This is a genomic window from Streptomyces lasiicapitis (genome assembly GCF_014646335.1).
Classification (GTDB): domain Bacteria; phylum Actinomycetota; class Actinomycetes; order Streptomycetales; family Streptomycetaceae; genus Streptomyces; species Streptomyces lasiicapitis.
In genome coordinates this window covers 371,996-387,868 of record NZ_BMNG01000005.1, presented here as the reverse complement: position 1 = coordinate 387,868, position 15,873 = coordinate 371,996, and the positions used below count along the sequence as shown (strand labels likewise).

At 68.5% G+C, this 15,873-nt stretch carries 16 protein-coding genes; 7 read left to right on the top strand and 9 right to left on the bottom strand.

Features of this window, described 5'->3' with window-relative positions; translation table 11 throughout:
• Nucleotides 1–15: 15 nt before the first annotated feature.
• The 4 genes from sigM to trxA all read left to right on the top strand — a co-directional run bounded on the left by sigM (nt 16) and on the right by trxA (nt 3,312).
• Nucleotides 16–780 carry an RNA polymerase sigma factor SigM gene (gene sigM / locus IEY91_RS13400; RefSeq protein ID WP_189174096.1) on the top strand — a complete coding sequence of 255 codons (765 nt, stop codon included), beginning with the start codon at nt 16–18 and terminating at the stop codon, nt 778–780.
• Entirely contained in the window at nt 777–1,805 is a 1,029-nt protein-coding gene (locus IEY91_RS13395) for an anti-sigma factor family protein (RefSeq protein WP_189174095.1), read from the top strand. Before sigM ends, IEY91_RS13395 begins: the two co-directional genes overlap by 4 nt.
• 174 nt (nt 1,806–1,979) lie before the next feature.
• The gene (trxB, locus tag IEY91_RS13390; protein WP_164322969.1) at nt 1,980–2,942 is read left to right on the top strand and encodes a thioredoxin-disulfide reductase; all 963 of its coding nucleotides are present in this window, start codon (nt 1,980–1,982) and stop codon (nt 2,940–2,942) included.
• Nucleotides 2,943–2,979: 37 nt separating this feature from the next.
• Nucleotides 2,980–3,312 (top strand): thioredoxin, encoded by a 333-nt coding sequence (gene trxA / locus IEY91_RS13385; protein ID WP_164328369.1) that lies wholly within the window; start codon nt 2,980–2,982, stop codon nt 3,310–3,312.
• An 84-nt stretch (nt 3,313–3,396) separates the two neighbouring features.
• Here the strand turns inward: trxA and IEY91_RS13380 are convergent, their stop codons facing one another.
• The 9 genes from IEY91_RS13380 to rpmH all read right to left on the bottom strand — a co-directional run bounded on the left by IEY91_RS13380 (nt 3,397) and on the right by rpmH (nt 10,392).
• A complete protein-coding gene (locus IEY91_RS13380; protein ID WP_164322967.1) occupies nt 3,397–4,014 on the bottom strand; it encodes a GNAT family N-acetyltransferase in 618 nt (205 codons plus the stop codon).
• A gap of 329 nt (nt 4,015–4,343) precedes the next feature.
• The gene (locus IEY91_RS13375; RefSeq protein WP_164322965.1) at nt 4,344–5,462 is read right to left on the bottom strand and encodes a ParB/RepB/Spo0J family partition protein; all 1,119 of its coding nucleotides are present in this window, start codon (nt 5,460–5,462) and stop codon (nt 4,344–4,346) included.
• A complete protein-coding gene (locus tag IEY91_RS13370; RefSeq protein WP_164328368.1) occupies nt 5,459–6,535 on the bottom strand; it encodes a ParA family protein in 1,077 nt (358 codons plus the stop codon). The genes IEY91_RS13375 and IEY91_RS13370 overlap by 4 nt, the downstream gene beginning before the upstream one ends.
• A 296-nt stretch (nt 6,536–6,831) precedes the next feature.
• Complete coding sequence (gene rsmG, locus IEY91_RS13365; RefSeq protein WP_164322963.1) at nt 6,832–7,548, bottom strand: 16S rRNA (guanine(527)-N(7))-methyltransferase RsmG; 717 nt, start codon at nt 7,546–7,548, stop codon at nt 6,832–6,834.
• Nucleotides 7,549–7,646: 98 nt separating this feature from the next.
• The gene (locus IEY91_RS13360; protein WP_164322961.1) at nt 7,647–8,162 is read right to left on the bottom strand and encodes a Jag family protein; all 516 of its coding nucleotides are present in this window, start codon (nt 8,160–8,162) and stop codon (nt 7,647–7,649) included.
• Between the two features lie 14 nt (nt 8,163–8,176).
• The gene (gene yidC / locus IEY91_RS13355) at nt 8,177–9,502 is read right to left on the bottom strand and encodes a membrane protein insertase YidC (RefSeq protein WP_164322959.1); all 1,326 of its coding nucleotides are present in this window, start codon (nt 9,500–9,502) and stop codon (nt 8,177–8,179) included.
• A 3-nt stretch (nt 9,503–9,505) separates the two neighbouring features.
• Nucleotides 9,506–9,865, bottom strand: coding sequence for a membrane protein insertion efficiency factor YidD (gene yidD / locus IEY91_RS13350; RefSeq protein ID WP_189174094.1), 360 nt, complete (start codon nt 9,863–9,865; stop codon nt 9,506–9,508).
• Nucleotides 9,862–10,233 carry a ribonuclease P protein component gene (rnpA, locus tag IEY91_RS13345; RefSeq protein ID WP_164322955.1) on the bottom strand — a complete coding sequence of 124 codons (372 nt, stop codon included), beginning with the start codon at nt 10,231–10,233 and terminating at the stop codon, nt 9,862–9,864. The genes yidD and rnpA overlap by 4 nt, the downstream gene beginning before the upstream one ends.
• Nucleotides 10,234–10,254: 21 nt before the next feature.
• Nucleotides 10,255–10,392: a 50S ribosomal protein L34 gene (rpmH, locus tag IEY91_RS13340; protein WP_016644655.1), complete on the bottom strand. Its 138-nt coding sequence runs from the start codon at nt 10,390–10,392 to the stop codon at nt 10,255–10,257.
• Between the two features lie 375 nt (nt 10,393–10,767).
• On the opposite strand from rpmH, the gene dnaA reads away from it, so the two are divergent.
• The 3 genes from dnaA (at nt 10,768) to gnd (ending at nt 15,831) form a co-directional block, all read left to right on the top strand.
• Nucleotides 10,768–12,765, top strand: a complete 1,998-nt coding sequence (gene dnaA, locus IEY91_RS13335; protein ID WP_189174093.1) for a chromosomal replication initiator protein DnaA — start codon at nt 10,768–10,770, stop codon at nt 12,763–12,765.
• Nucleotides 12,766–13,680: 915 nt separating this feature from the next.
• A complete protein-coding gene (dnaN, locus tag IEY91_RS13330) occupies nt 13,681–14,811 on the top strand; it encodes a DNA polymerase III subunit beta (protein ID WP_164322952.1) in 1,131 nt (376 codons plus the stop codon).
• A 135-nt stretch (nt 14,812–14,946) separates the two neighbouring features.
• Nucleotides 14,947–15,831 carry a phosphogluconate dehydrogenase (NAD(+)-dependent, decarboxylating) gene (gene gnd, locus IEY91_RS13325; RefSeq protein ID WP_164322950.1) on the top strand — a complete coding sequence of 295 codons (885 nt, stop codon included), beginning with the start codon at nt 14,947–14,949 and terminating at the stop codon, nt 15,829–15,831.
• Nucleotides 15,832–15,873: the final 42 nt, after the last annotated feature.

Sequence of the window (15,873 nt, the reverse complement as noted above, 5' to 3'; positions counted from 1 at the left end):
GGGAGGGGTTCCACATTGGACGGCACCGAGCTCGGTGAGCTGAACGACCAGGACCTCCTGGCCCGCCATGTCGACGGCGACAAGGACGCCTTCGGGGAGATCGTCCGCCGCCATCGCGACCGGCTGTGGGCGGTGGCCCTGCGCACGCTGGGGGACCGCGAGGAGGCGGCGGACGCCGTCCAGGACGCCCTCGTGTCCGCCTACCGCGCCGCCCACACCTTCCGCGGCCAGTCCGCCGTGACGACCTGGCTGCACCGCATCACCGTGAACGCCTGCCTCGACCGGGCGCGCAAGGTCGCCTCCCGGAAGACCTCTCCGGTCGACGACGCCGAACGTCTTGAGCAGCTCCTCGAACCGCACGAGTCCGCCGCGGCACCCGTCGAGCGCGGCGATCTTCACCGGGAGCTCCTGGAGGCGCTCGGCACCCTGCCGCCCGACCAACGGGCCTGCCTCGTCCTGGTGGACATGCAGGGCTATCCCGTGGCCGAGGCGGCCCGCGTGCTCGACATCCCGACCGGCACGGTGAAGAGCCGCTGTGCGCGCGGCAGAGCCAGACTCCTGCCCCTCCTCACGCATCTGCGGACGGAGGCGCCCCCTCGACGCGAGGACGGCGGCGGCAACGGAGGCAGCCGGGATGACACCAGAAACTCTGCTCCGGGACGGAACCGGACGCAGGGGACAACCGTCCCACCGGCAGCGGAACCTCATGACGCGGGGACTCCTCCGGATACGGGACCCAGCGACTCAGCGGCAGTGAAGGGCGGAGGTGGGCGAGCGTGACCACGACGACAGACTCGGCTGGGCACCCGGACGTCGCCGAGATCTCCGACCTCACCGAGGGCCTGCTCTCCCCGTCCCGCACCCTCGATGTGCGCCGGCACCTGGACGACTGCCCTCTCTGTACCGACGTCTACGAATCCCTCGAAGAGATCCGCGGCATGCTCGGCACACTGCCGGGGCCGCCCCGGATGCCCACCGATGTCGCGGAGCGCATCGACGCGGCCCTGGCAGCCGAGGCTCTGCTGGATGCCACAGTCGTCGTCACTGAGGCCGAATACGCAGCCGGTGACGCTGCCGTCGCCACTGCCGCCTCCACCCGTGAAACCGTCGCCGAGCCGACCGCGCATGTTTCACGTGAAACATCGACCACAGCGACGGCCAAGCCGACCCCTGCGGCTACCGCGTCGGCAGCCTCATCGGCGTCCGCCGCGCACGGCCCCGACACCCGCGGTCCCGCCGGACACCCCCGTGCCGCCAGCGGCCCTGGCCGCAGCAGCCGTCTGCGTGGCAGCCGCCGCCGTACGACCGTGCTCGGCGCCGTCTTCACCGCCGCCGCCCTCGGCCTGGGCGCGCTGCTCATCCAGCCGTGGAACGGTGACTCGAAGAAGCCCTCCAACTCCGCGTCGGCAGGGAACGACAGCACGTTCTCCAAGGGCAAGCTCGGCGGCCAGGTCTCCGAGCTCCTCAGCGAGGAGCAGGCGGCGGCCGCCGGCACCGACGGCGGGTCCTCACAGCCGTCCTACGACGTGCGGTCCAGCCCGGGGGAGAAACCCCCGAAGAGCTCCAAGATGCGCGATTCATACGTCGAGGTGCCCGCCTGTGTCGAGCAGGGCCTCCGCGGTCGCACGCCCCTGGCCTCCGACAAGGGCACATACGAGGGGAAGACCGCTTACCTGGTGGTCGTGCCGCACGACTCCGACAGTGCCAAGGTCTCCGCGTACGTCATCGACGGCACCTGCGTCGCCTCCGCCGCGCCCGACGACACCGGCAAGGTGCTCCTCACCGAGTCCTACGCCAAGCCATGAGGCTCTGAGACCCTCATTCCCACCCTCGTCTCCCTTCTCTGGGCACGCCCTGCTTCCGTGTGCTCGGACACGTTGGGAATGCTCGCCCCGTAGGATCCGTTGGGTGGGGTGAGAGTCCTGAGACAGGCACCCACCGGCAGTACGCAGCAGTCCCCAGAGACGAGGAATCAAGCCGTGACCGACGTCCGTAACGTGATCATCATCGGCTCCGGGCCCGCCGGCTACACGGCGGCGCTCTACACCGCGCGCGCCTCGCTGAAGCCCTTGGTGTTCGAGGGTGCCGTCACCGCCGGCGGCGCGCTGATGAACACCACCGATGTGGAGAACTTCCCGGGCTTCCGGGACGGCATCATGGGCCCCGACCTCATGGACAACATGCGCGCCCAGGCCGAGCGCTTCGGCGCCGAGCTCGTCCCCGACGACGTGGTCGCCGTCGACCTCACCGGCGAGATCAAGACGGTCACGGACACCGCGGGCACGGTGCACCGCGCGAAGACGGTCATCGTCACGACCGGCTCCCAGCACCGCAAGCTGGGCCTGCCGCGCGAGGACGCCCTCTCCGGACGCGGTGTGTCGTGGTGCGCGACGTGCGACGGGTTCTTCTTCAAGGACCAGGACATCGCGGTGATCGGCGGCGGTGACACGGCGATGGAGGAGGCCACCTTCCTCTCCCGGTTCGCCAAGTCCGTGACCGTGGTCCACCGCCGGGACAGCCTGCGTGCCTCCAAGGCCATGCAGGAGCGCGCCTTCGCCGACCCGAAGATCAAGTTCATCTGGGACAGCGAGATCGCCGAGATCCAGGGTGACCAGAAGCTCTCCGGCCTCACGCTGCGCAACATCAAGACCGGTGAGACCTCGGAGCTGCCGGTGACCGGCCTCTTCATCGCGATCGGCCACGACCCGCGCACCGAGCTCTTCAAGGGCCAGCTGGACCTGGACGACGAGGGCTACCTGAAGGTCGACGCGCCGTCGACCCGGACGAACCTCTCCGGCGTCTTCGGCGCCGGTGACGTCGTCGACCACACGTACCGCCAGGCGATCACGGCTGCGGGCACGGGCTGCTCCGCCGCTCTCGACGCCGAGCGCTTCCTCGCCGCCGCCGTGGACAGCGAGACCGCGGCTGCCGCTGCCGTCTGACCCCTTCGCCCCACCCGCACCACCAAGTGAGGAGCCCATCGTGGCCAATCTGAAGAACGTGACCGACGCTTCCTTCGATGAGGACGTCCTCAAGAACGACAAGCCCGTCCTGGTCGACTTCTGGGCCGCATGGTGCGGCCCGTGCCGCCAGATCGCGCCGTCGCTCGAGGCGATCGCGCAGGAGTACGGCGACAAGATCGAGATCGTCAAGCTCAACATCGACGAGAACCCGGGAACGGCCGCCAAGTACGGCGTCATGTCGATCCCGACGCTGAACGTCTACCAGGGCGGCGAGGTCGCCAAGACCATCGTCGGCGCCAAGCCGAAGGCGGCCCTTGTGCGCGACCTTGAGGACTTCATCGCCGAGTAGTCGACGCCCGCCGCTGCGACGGTGAGCGATGTTTCACGTGAAACACGAATGGGCCAACCCCGTGGGGTTGGCCCATTCGTTTGTCTACAGCGGCCGCAGCACCGGTTCCTTCTGGACCGCGCCCAGGAGCCGGTCGAGAGCCAGCTCGACGTCTTCCTTCCAGGAGAGCGTCGTACGCAGCTCCAGCCGCAGCCGGGGATAGGCAGGGTGCGGACGGACCGTCTTGAAGCCCACCGCCAGCAGATGATCGGCCGGCAGCACGCAGGCGGGCTTCTCCCAGCGGGCATCCCCGAAAGCCTCGATGGCTTTGAACCCTCGACGCAGCAGATCCTTCGCGACGGTCTGCACGATGACGCGGCCCAGGCCCTGCCCTTGATAGCCCGGCATGATCCAGGCGGTCATGAGCTGCACCGCGTCCGGTGAGACGGGGCTCGTGGGGAAAGCGGTCGAGCGCGGTACATAGGCCGGCGGCGCGTAGAGCACGAAGCCCACCGGCACCTCGTCGACATAGACCACGCGTCCGCAGGAGCCCCACTCCAGGAGGACAGCGGAGATCCACGCCTCCTTCTCCAGCTCCGGTGTGCCGGCCTTTACCGCGGCCTGGCCGCTGACCGGGTCCAGCTCCCAGAAGACACACGTGCGGCAACGCTTGGGAAGGTCCGGAAGGTTGTCCAGCGTGAGCGGTACGAGCCGTCGCCCCATGAAGGCGGTTCCTCACTTCCTTCGCCCGCGGCCCCACGAGCGGCCGTCAGTGCGCTCCGTTCTTTGAGCAGGCTGCCGACGAACCCGCCGACCGCTCCGAGCCCGAGCCCGGCGGTCACCAGTCCTGTGCGGCTCACCGATCGCATGGCCCCCGCCTCCCCTAAGAGGTGCTGTCAGGTGGATGCGCCATACCCGAACGCATCGTATCCACGATGTGATTGCACCGATACCGTAAGAAAGGAAAGAGCAGGCCGTGTTCCGGCACACACCGGACACGGCCTGCTCTCACAGGGGCCACGGGACTCCGTCCCATGGAGCGCGGGGGAGACTCAGTCCCGCTCGTCCTCCTGGCTGTCCTCAGCCTCGGCTTCGGCCTCGGCGAGCCCGTTCCTGAGGACCGGGCCCTCCTCCGGAGCGAGCGTGGCGAGGATGCGCTCCAGGTCCTCCAGCGAGGCGAAGTCGACGACGATCTTGCCCTTCTTCTGCCCCAGGTCGACCCGCACGCGCGTCTCGAACCGGTCGGAGAGACGCGTGGCGAGACCGGTCAGCGCCGGGGAGACGATGGTGCCGGCACGCGGGCCCTTCGCCTTCGGCTTGTTCTGCGGACGCGACCCCATGAGGGTCACGATCTCCTCCACGGCACGCACCGAGAGGCCTTCGGCAACGATGCGGTGTGCGAGCCGGTCCTGCTCCTCCGCGTCCTCCACGGACAGCAGCGCACGGGCATGGCCTGCGGAGAGGACACCGGCGGCAACCCGCCGCTGCACCGTCGCCGAGAGCTTCAGGAGCCGCAGCGTGTTGGAGACCTGCGGGCGCGAGCGCCCGATGCGGTCCGCCAACTGGTCGTGCGTGCAGTTGAAGTCCTTGAGCAGCTGGTCGTACGCCGCTGCTTCTTCCAGCGGGTTCAGCTGGGCGCGGTGCAGGTTCTCCAGGAGCGCGTCCAGGAGGAGCTTGTCGTCCTCCGTGGCCCGCACGATCGCCGGGATGCGCTCCAGGCCCGCCTCACGGCAGGCACGCCAGCGCCGCTCGCCCATGATGAGCTCGTAGCGCGCGGGCCCCAACTGCCGTACGACGACGGGCTGGAGGAGACCGACCTCCTTGATGGAGGTCACCAACTCCGCGAGGGCGTCCTCGTCGAACACCTCACGCGGCTGCCGCGGGTTGGGCGTGATGGAGTCGAGGGGGAGTTCGGCGAAGTGCGCGCCGGCGGGATTCGCCAGCTCCTCCACCGCGACGCCGTTCACCGGCTCCTCCGTTTCATGTGAAACGGGGGTCTGCGGAAGCGAGGCCACCTTGGCGGCCGCCACTCCTCGCTCGGCGGTGAGCACCGGCACGGCTGAGGGCGAAGTCGAGGCTCCCCCGGCGGCCTGGGCAGCCGACTTCTCCGTGGGGGCCGCAGGGATCAGAGCGCCGAGCCCACGGCCCAGCCCTCTCCGTCGCTCGCTCACTGGATCCCCTCCGTCAGGTTCTGCTGTTCGTTCTGGCTGCCCGCGTGGGCGTGCTGTACGTCGTAGCGCACGCCGACTCCGCGGAGCGCGATCTCCCGTGCCGCCTCGAAGTACGACAGGGCACCACTGGAGCCCGGATCATAGGTCAACACGGTCTGGCCGTAACTCGGCGCCTCCGAGATACGCACCGAGCGCGGGATGCTCGTGCGCAGCACCTCTTCGCCGAAGTGGTTGCGCACCTCGTCCGCCACCTGCGACGCCAGCCGGGTCCGGCCGTCGTACATGGTGAGCAGGATGGTCGACACATGCAGGAGCGGGTTGAGGTGTCCCCGGACCAGGTCGACGTTGCGCAGGAGCTGCCCGAGGCCCTCCAGCGCGTAGTACTCGCACTGGATCGGGATCAGCACTTCCGCACCGGCCACCAGTGCGTTGACCGTCAGCAGCCCCAGCGACGGCGGGCAGTCGATGAGGATGTAGTCCAGGGGCTGCTCATACGCCTGGATCGCTCGCTGCAGCCGGCTCTCCCGTGCCACGAGGGACACCAGCTCGATCTCCGCACCGGCGAGGTCGATGGTCGCCGGGGCACAGAAGAGCCCTTCGACGTCCGGGACCGGCTGAACGACCTCGGAGAGAGGCTTGCTCTCGACCAACACGTCGTAGATGGAGGGGACTTCGGCGTGATGGTCGATACCGAGAGCCGTGGAGGCATTGCCCTGTGGGTCGAGATCGACCACCAGGACACGCGCGCCGTGCAGAGCGAGCGAGGCGGCAAGGTTGACGGTTGTCGTCGTCTTGCCCACTCCGCCCTTCTGGTTGGCGACCACCATGACTCGGGTCTGGTCCGGTCGCGGCAACCCTTCGCCGGCACGGCCAAGGGCTTCCACCGCCAACTGGGCGGCGCGACCGATGGGGGTGTCGTCCATCGGGCTCGGTGTTTCACGTGAAACATCCTCCCCCGCCGACTCGGTACGGGGACCGGGGACCGGATCGGTCATCGGTCCCGCGATGTTGGCGTCGGACCGCAAGGATTCACTCTCCTCGACTTCAGGCTCGCAATGAACAGAGCCTCCCATGCTTTCGGGGTCGTGAACCAGCGAGGCCCGGTCTTCTGTGGACGAATCCCCCTCTGTGGACAACTCCGTGCCCTTGTCGAGGGAGCCAAGCGGCCGACGTTCGCGAGGTTCCGCAGCGCGGCCGCGACTGATGATGCCATGCAGCAGTGAGCGACGTTTCACGTGAAACACGATGCACGGCAACCGGGGTGCCGCTGGTGCGACACCCCGGTATGCGTACGTTTGACAGCTTTTGTGGAGTACGGCTCGTCGTCAGGACGGATCAGCGACCGATCCGCTCGACTGTTCCGCGACGGTCAGCGACGGCGTCGAGCCCGCCCCGTTCGCGCGGCCTTGGCCCGCTTGGCCGCGAACCGCACACCGCCGGGACTCTCACCGACCTCGACCCGCACCACCGTGGACAAGGGATCCACGATGCCCTCGCCCACGTGCACGACGGAGACGGACTCCGCGCCGAGCTTGCTCAGGGCCGCTCCCGCCGCCTTGACCTCTTCCTCGGCGGTGTCGCCCTTGAGGGCCAGCATCTCTCCGTACGGACGCAGCAGCGGCACACCCCAGCCCGCGAGCCGGTCCAGCGGGGCCACGGCTCGCGCCGTCACGACGTGGACGGGCGACAGTGTGCCCAGAACTTCCTCGGCACGGCCGCGGACAACGGTCACATGGTCGAGCCCGAGCAGTTCGACGACCTCGGTCAGGAAGTTCGTACGCCGCAGCAGCGGCTCAAGGAGCGTGATCTTCAGGTCGCCGCGGACGAGGGCCAGCGGGATTCCGGGCAGTCCAGCGCCGGAGCCGACGTCGCAGACCGTCACGCCCTCGGGGACCACCTCGGACAGCACCGCGCAGTTCAGCAGGTGCCGCTCCCACAGCCGGGGAACCTCACGGGGGCCGATCAGGCCGCGCTGCACTCCCGTATCGGCCAGCAGCTCCGCGTACCGGACCGCGTCCGGAAACCGCTCACCGAAAACTGTCCGCGCCTGCTCCGGCGCCGGGGGGAGCTCCGCTGCCTCCGTCACGGGGACCGTCCTTCCGTACCGCACTGGGTCGCTGACTATCAGGCTGACAAAGACCGGCCCCGTCTGCGAACAGACGGGGCCGGGAAAAGCGCGTGTGATCAGGCGGGGAGTACCACGACGAAGCGCTGGGGCTCCTCACCCTCGGACTCGCTGCGCAAGCCGGCGGCCTTGACCGCATCATGCACGACCTTGCGCTCGAAGGGCGTCATCGGCTTGAGCTTGACCGGCTCGCCGGAGCTCTTCGCGTCGGCCGCGGCCTTGGCGCCCAGCTCGGACAGCTCTTCGCGCTTCTTCGCGCGGTAGCCCCCGATGTCCAGCATCAGGCGGCTGCGGTCGCCGGTCTCGCGGTGCACCGCGAGGCGGGTGAGCTCCTGGAGCGCCTCAAGGACCTCGCCGTCGCGGCCGACCAGCTTGTGCAGGTCGCGGCCGCTGCCATCGCTGACGATCGACACCGCGGCACGGTCGGCCTCGACGTCCATGTCGATGTCGCCGTCGAGGTCGGCGATGTCCAGCAGACCCTCGAGGTAGTCCGCCGCGATCTCGCCCTCCTGCTCAAGGCGGGAAAGGGTGTCGCCGGCCTCAGCAGCGGCGGAGGTGGTGGTGCCTTCCGTCACGGTATGGACTCCTTCTACTTCTTCGAGGGGTGCTTGGGCCGCTGCTGGCCCTTGCGCTGTCCGGACTTGGCTTTACTGCGGGTGCCCTGGCCGGGCTGGCCGCCGGAGGCTCCGGACTTGCCCTTGTTCTCGGTGTCCTTCTTCAAGGCGTCCTTGGGCTCGGTGTCCTTGCCCTCGGTCTGGTCCTCGCCGTCCTCGGACTTCGTCAGCGAAGTCTTCGCGTCCTCGTCCGTCTTTCCGGCCGCCGTGGTCGGGGCGGACTGGCGCTTGGCCTTGCTCTGCCGCTTGGGCTGCTGCCGCTTGGGCGCACCACCCGTGGCCGGAGTGCCGTCCTCGGTGATGGTGGCGGTGTCGCTGACCACGATCGTGCCGTCGGCCTGGGCCGCGAGTCCGGCCTTGTTCAGGCCGTTGATGAACTTGCGCTCGTACTCGTTGCGGTCGCGGCCCTTGGCGACGATGGCCTTGACCACATTGGTCTCGCGACGGTTGCGGGTCTTCTGGGCGTGCGTGACGTGCTTGTGCAGGCGCTCCAGGAACGCGGCCTGGGCCTTGGAGCCCGGGGTCGGGTTCTGCCGGATCACGTACATCTGCTGGCCCATGGTCCACACGTTGGTGGTCAGCCAGTAGACGAGGACACCGACGGGGAAGTTGATGCCGAAGACGGCGAACATGACGGGGAAGACGTACATCAGCATCTTCTGCTGCTGCATGAACGGCGTCTTCACGGTGGTGTCGACGTTCTTCGTCATGAGCTGGCGCTGCGTGTAGAACTGCGACAGCGACATCAAGACGATCATGAGCGCGGTGACGACGCGCACATCCGTCAGGGAGGAGCCGAGCTCTTCGACCTTCGACGAGCTGTCGGTGAACTTCGAGGCCAGCGGGGCGCCGAAGATGTGAGCCTTCTGCGCGCTCTCCAGGAGGCGGTTGTTGATCACGCCGATGGTGTCGTTCGACGCGATGCTGTTCAGCACGTGGTACAGCGCGAAGAAGAACGGCGACTGCGCCAGGATGGGAAGGCACGAGGAGAGCGGGTTGGTGCCCGTCTCCTTGTACAGCTTCATCATCTCTTCGGACTGACGCTGCTTGTCGCTCTTGTAGCGTTCCTGGATCTTCTTCATCTCGGGCTGCAGCGTCTGCATGGCCCGGGTCGCCTTGATCTGCTTCACGAAGAGCGGGATCAGGCAGATGCGGATCAGGATCACCAGGGACACGATCGACAGGCCCCAGGCCCAGCCCGTATCAGGGCCGAAGATCGCACCGTACAGCGAGTGGAACTGCACGATGACCCAGGAGACGGGTGTCGTGATGAAGCTGAAGAAACCGGCAATCGTGTCCACTAATCAGGCTCCTTGAGCATGGGACGGGGTCTCGGCGGCCGGGCTCGCGGGAGCCGGGGGAAGGTCTCCGGTCGGCACGCCAGCGGCGGAGGGCCCGCCCTTGCGCTCGCGCCAGGCGGCGCGCAGCATCTCGTGCCACCGCGGGCGCTTGCGCGGCGGAACATGGTCGACACCACCGAGCGACCACGGATTGCACCGCAGGATGCGCCAGGCAGTGAGCGCCGTTCCCTTGATCGCACCGTGCCGGTCGATGGCCAGAAAGCCGTAGTGGGAGCACGACGGGTAGTACTTGCAGACTGGGCCGAGGAGCGGACTGATCGTCCACTGGTACAGCTTGATCAGCGCCAGCAGCGGGTACTTCATCGCGCGCCCCCTCCCAGGAGCCGCTCCAGGGCGGCGTCCAGGTCTCGGGCCAGCAGTGCATGGTCGGCGTCGCCCGCGCCGGGCAACGCTCGTACGACTACCAGGCTACCGGGGGGCAACAAGGCAAGTCGGTCGCGCATGAGGTGGCGCAGTCTGCGCTTGACCGTATTGCGGACCACGGCTCCACCCACGGCCTTGCTCACGACGAAACCCGCACGTGTCGGGGGAACGCTCTCCCCTGGCACGTGCGGGTCCGTTGCACCGCTGCGTAGATGGACGACGAGGAGCGGGCGGCCAGCCCGACGACCCCTTCGTACCGCGGTCGCGAAGTCTTCGCGCCGCCTCAGCCGATGCTCGGTAGGCAGCACGACGTCATGACCTTATTGCGCTTAGGCGGACAGGCGGGCGCGACCCTTGCTACGGCGGGACGCCAGGACGGCGCGGCCGGCACGGGTGCGCATCCGCAGCCGGAAGCCGTGGGTCTTCGCGCGACGACGGTTGTTCGGCTGGAAGGTGCGCTTGCTCACTCGGGGGCTCCAGAAATGATGTGTGTGGTGGCGGGACATCGCCTGGCTGTCACCGTGCGCCCACGAGAAGCTCGCATACGCACCGAGTGCACCGCTTCACAATCACAGATCGTGATCTTTGCCCATCGGAGGCAGGCGGCAGCAGCCATCGACAACTCGACCTGGTTACGGTACGCGGGGCTACGCCATCCGGTCAAACCAGCGGTCATCGAGAGACACTGTGCACAGCCTGTGGACAACAACTTGAACCGCACCCGTCGCCCTGACTACCGTGGCTGAACTCCGACTCGTTGCCCGTCCCCCGTCCCTCCCGATTTCCGTCACTACCCGTCCCAAGAACCACACCTTCGTGGGACCCGTGAGAGAGCGTGCCCTGTGGCTGATGTACCTGCCGATCTTGCCGCAGTGTGGCCACGGGTATTGGAACAACTTCTCGGAGAGGGGCGAGGGCAGGGCGTCGAGGCGAAGGACGAGCACTGGATCAAACGGTGCCAGCCGCTCGCCCTGGTCGCCGACACCGCGCTCCTCGCCGTGCCGAACGAGTTCGCCAAGGGCGTCCTGGAGGGCCGGCTCGCCCCCGTCGTCAGCGAGACGCTGAGCCGGGAGTGCGGCCGCCCCATCCGCATCGCGATCACGGTCGACGACTCCGTGGGCGAGCCCCCGGCCCCGCCGGCACCGCCCGTCCAGCAGCAGTCGCGGTACCCCGACTACGACGAGCAGCAGTCCCGGTACGAGGACCAGTCCTCGCGGTACGAGGAGCACTCGTCGCGCTACGAGGAGCCCGAGCCTCCCTCCTCCGGTCAGGGGCATGACACGTACGACGGCTACGGCCGCCGCCCAGGGGACGAGCACGGCGGGCGCCCCGACCAGCTGCCGACGGCCCGCCCCGCCTACCCGGACTACCAGCGCCCCGGCGCCTGGCCCCAGCAGCCCCAGGACGACTACGGCTGGCAGCAGCCGCGCCTGGGCTTCCCGGACCGCGATCCGTACGCGAACCCGCCCCAGCAGCCGCCGCACGACTACCGCTCGCAGCCGCCGCAGGACCGCGGACCGTACGACCAGCTCTCGGACCGGCAGCCGCAGGACCGCGACCGGCACGAGCGGCATGAGCGCCCCGACCGGCACGACAGGCACGACCGCCGGGACCGGCACGAGCACCCCGAGTCGTCCGGTGGCGCGGGCTCCGGCGGCCGCGGCGGCCCTGGGGGCCCCGGCGGGCACGGAGGCCAGGGAAGCCACGGCGGACCCGTGGGCCGCGGCGGTACCCCGCTGCCCGCGTCGAGCGGCGCCCCCGGCCCGCTGGCCGCGCAGCCCGCGCCCGCGACCGGCCCGGGTGAGCCGACCGCGCGCCTCAACCCGAAGTACCTCTTCGACACTTTCGTCATCGGAGCGTCGAACCGGTTCGCGCACGCGGCCGCGGTCGCCGTGGCCGAGGCGCCTGCGAAGGCGTACAACCCCCTGTTCATCTACGGGGAGTCGGGCCTCGGCAAAACGCATCTTCTGCACGCCATCGGGCACTACGCGCGGAGCCTCTATCCCGGTACGCGCGTCCGTTATGTGAGCTCCGAGGAGTTCACCAACGAGTTCATCAACTCCATCCGCGACGGCAAGGGCGACAGCTTCCGCAAGCGCTACCGCGAGATGGACATCCTTCTGGTCGACGACATCCAGTTCCTCGCGGACAAGGAGTCGACGCAGGAGGAGTTCTTCCACACCTTCAACACGCTGCACAACGCGAACAAGCAGATCGTGCTGTCCAGCGACCGGCCGCCCAAGCAGCTCGTGACCCTTGAGGACCGGCTGCGCAACCGCTTCGAGTGGGGCCTGATCACCGACGTCCAGCCGCCCGAGCTGGAGACGCGTATCGCGATCCTTCGTAAGAAGGCGGTGCAGGAACAGCTCAACGCGCCCCCGGAGGTCCTCGAGTTCATCGCGTCCCGCATCTCGCGCAACATCCGCGAGCTGGAGGGCGCGCTGATCCGGGTGACGGCGTTCGCCTCGCTCAATCGGCAGCCTGTGGACCTCGGTCTCACGGAGATCGTCCTCAAGGACCTGATCCCCGGCGGTGAGGACGCGGCTCCGGAGATCACGGCGACGGCCATCATGGCCGCGACCGCCGACTACTTCGGGCTCACGGTGGACGATCTGTGCGGCTCCTCGCGCAGCCGGGTCCTGGTGACGGCACGGCAGATCGCCATGTATCTCTGCCGCGAGCTGACCGACCTCTCGCTGCCGAAGATCGGCGCGCAGTTCGGCGGCCGCGACCACACGACCGTGATGCACGCCGACCGCAAGATCCGCGCGCTGATGGCCGAGCGCCGCTCCATCTACAACCAGGTCACCGAACTCACCAACCGCATCAAGAACGGCTGACAGCCACCGAGTTACGCGGCTTCAAGGGCGCTCCGGACAGGTTCCGGAGCGCCCTTCGCGTTGTCCAGAGCGCTTCCTAGCGACTTCCTAGGGACTTCCAAGGCGCTTCCACACAGCTCCGGGAGCGCCGTTTTCGTTGCCCACGCGCGCGTGCCCACAGCTGTGCACGACGGAAACGGCCGCGCGAGCGCGACCTCACCGACACCTGCTGTTCGATTCCGACTCACCCCGCGTACGTTCTCCACAGATCTGTGGCCTTTGCGCCCTCCACACCCTGGGGACTGCCGAGTTGTCCAGATCGTGTCCACAGGGGACCCTGCTGAATATCCATCAGGCCAGGTCAGCCGCCTGTGGATTCGTGGACGAACTCTCTCCACAGACTGTGGATGAAGATCGTGTCCACAGGGTCGCTCCGGAGTTGTCCACCGGCGGCCCACAGGCAGGGGTCGGTTGTGCACAGCTTCTCCCCAGCCCTGTCCACTGTTCGGCAACGCGACGCGCCCTCTCACCGGGACGAGTGAAAGGCGTCACACGAAGTTGCTCGGTTGGCCTGTGGGGAAGCTGGGTAAAGCTGGGGACAGGGCTGGGGAGAAGTGGCCTCTCCCTGTGCATCGGGTGTGCAGAACTTTCGCCCGTCCACAGAAACCCCCGGTTTTCCACCGCCTCCGCCCACAGGGCCGGTGGACAAAAAACGGGGCCTGACCTGCGCATTCGCGGTTATCCACGGTTTCCACAGGCCCTACTACTACTGCCCCCTAGGTAGACCTGAGAATTCGTTTCGAAGTTGGGGCTGTGCACAACTCGCCGCTCGGCCCGCCGACACCTCTCGGCACGACTTGACCCCGACGGGCACCAGCTGTCAGTGCGGTGCGTCAGACTGGTCCCCAGTGCCAGCAACAGCAGGAGGGCGGCTAAGTGAAGATCCGGGTGGAACGCGACGTACTCGCGGAGGCGGTGGCGTGGGCGGCACGCAGCCTCCCGGCTCGGCCGCCAGCGCCCGTCCTCGCGGGCCTGCTGCTGAAGGCCGAGGAGGGCGCACTCAGCCTGTCGAGCTTCGACTACGAGGTCTCGGCCCGCGTCTCCGTGGACGCCGAGGTCGACGAGGAGGGCACGGTCCTCGTCTCCGGCCGTCTGCTCGCCGACATCTGCCGCGCCCTGCCCAACCGCCCGGTGGAGATCTCCACAGACGGTGTGCGGGCGACGGTGGTCTGCGGCTCCTCGCGATTCACACTCCACACCCTGCCTGTGGAGGAATATCCGGCGCTGCCGCAGATGCCCACCGCCACCGGCACGGTCCCCGGTGAGGTCTTCGCCGCCGCCGCGAACCAGGTGGCGATCGCCGCCGGCCGCGACGACACCCTCCCGGTGCTCACAGGTGTGCGCATCGAGATCGAGGGCGACAAGGTCACCCTGGCGTCCACCGACCGCTACCGCTTCGCGGTCCGTGAGTTCCTGTGGAAGCCCGAGGACCCGGAGGCGTCCGCGGTCGCCCTGGTGCCCGCCAAGACCCTCCAGGACACCGCCAAGGCCCTCACGAGCGGCGACACGGTCACCCTGGCGCTCTCCGGCTCCGGCGCGGGAGAGGGCCTCATCGGCTTCGAGGGCGCGGGCCGTCGCACGACCACGCGACTGCTCGAAGGCGACCTGCCGAAGTACCGCTCGTTGTTCCCGACGGAGTTCAACTCGGTCGCCGTCATCGAGACGCCCCCCTTCGTGGAGGCCGTCAAGCGCGTGGCCCTCGTCGCCGAGCGGAACACGCCGGTGCGGCTCAGCTTCGAGCAGGGCGTGCTCATCCTGGAGGCCGGCTCCAGCGACGACGCACAGGCTGTGGAGAGGGTCGACGCCCAGTTGGAGGGTGACGACGTCTCGATCGCCTTCAACCCGACGTTCCTGCTCGACGGCCTGAGCGCGATCGACTCCCCGGTCGCCCAGCTCTCGTTCACGACGTCCACGAAGCCCGCGCTCCTGAGCGGCAGGCCCGCCCTCGACGCCGAGTCCGACGACGCGTACAAGTACCTGATCATGCCCGTTCGTCTGAGCGGCTGAGCCCACAGGTGTGTGGCCGCGTCCGGGCGTAGGCTCGGACGCGGGTACGAAAGTGCCGCGGGTACGCCGTGACCTGCTCGACGACGAGTGGCGACGGCGTGCCGTCACGCCACATCGCTAGTTAGGAACGTACTGATGGAGCTCGGTCTCGTCGGTCTCGGCAAGATGGGCGGCAACATGCGCGAGCGCATCCGCCGCGCAGGCCACACCGTCATCGGATTCGACCGCAACCCGGACCTCGCGGATGTCGAGAGCCTCGAAGAGCTCGTGAGCAAGCTCAAGGGCCCGCGCGTGGTGTGGGTGATGGTGCCGGCCGGAGCCGCGACCCAGTCCACGATCGACGAGCTCGGCGAGCTCCTGCAGCCCGGCGACGTCGTCGTCGACGGCGGCAACTCGCGCTGGACGGACGACGAGAAGCACGCCGAGGAGCTGGCGGCCAAGGGCATCGGCTTCGTCGACTGCGGCGTCTCCGGCGGCGTCTGGGGCCTGCAGAACGGCTACGCGCTGATGTACGGCGGCGACAAGGAGAACGTCGCCAAGGTCCAGCCCGTCTTCGACGCGCTCAAGCCCGAGGGCGACTTCGGTTCGGTGCACGCGGGCAAGGTCGGCGCGGGCCACTTCGCGAAGATGGTCCACAACGGCATCGAGTACGCGATGATGCAGGCCTACGCCGAGGGCTGGGAGCTCCTGGAGGCCGTGGACTCGGTCACCGACGTCCGTGAGGTCTTCCGCTCCTGGCAGGAGGGCACGGTCATCCGTTCCTGGCTGCTCGACCTCGCGGTCAACGCCCTCGACGACGACGAGCACCTGGACAAGCTGCGCGGCTTCGCGCAGGACTCCGGAGAGGGCCGCTGGACGGTGGAGGCGGCGATCGACAACGCCGTGCCGCTGCCCGCGATCACCGCGTCCCTGTTCGCGCGGTTCGCCTCGCGTCAGGACGACTCTCCGCAGATGAAGATGATCGCGGCGCTGCGCAACCAGTTCGGCGGCCACGCGGTCGAGTCCAAGAGCGGGCACTGATCCACAGCTCGCACGGTCCTTCGTCCACAGCCTGTGTGGACG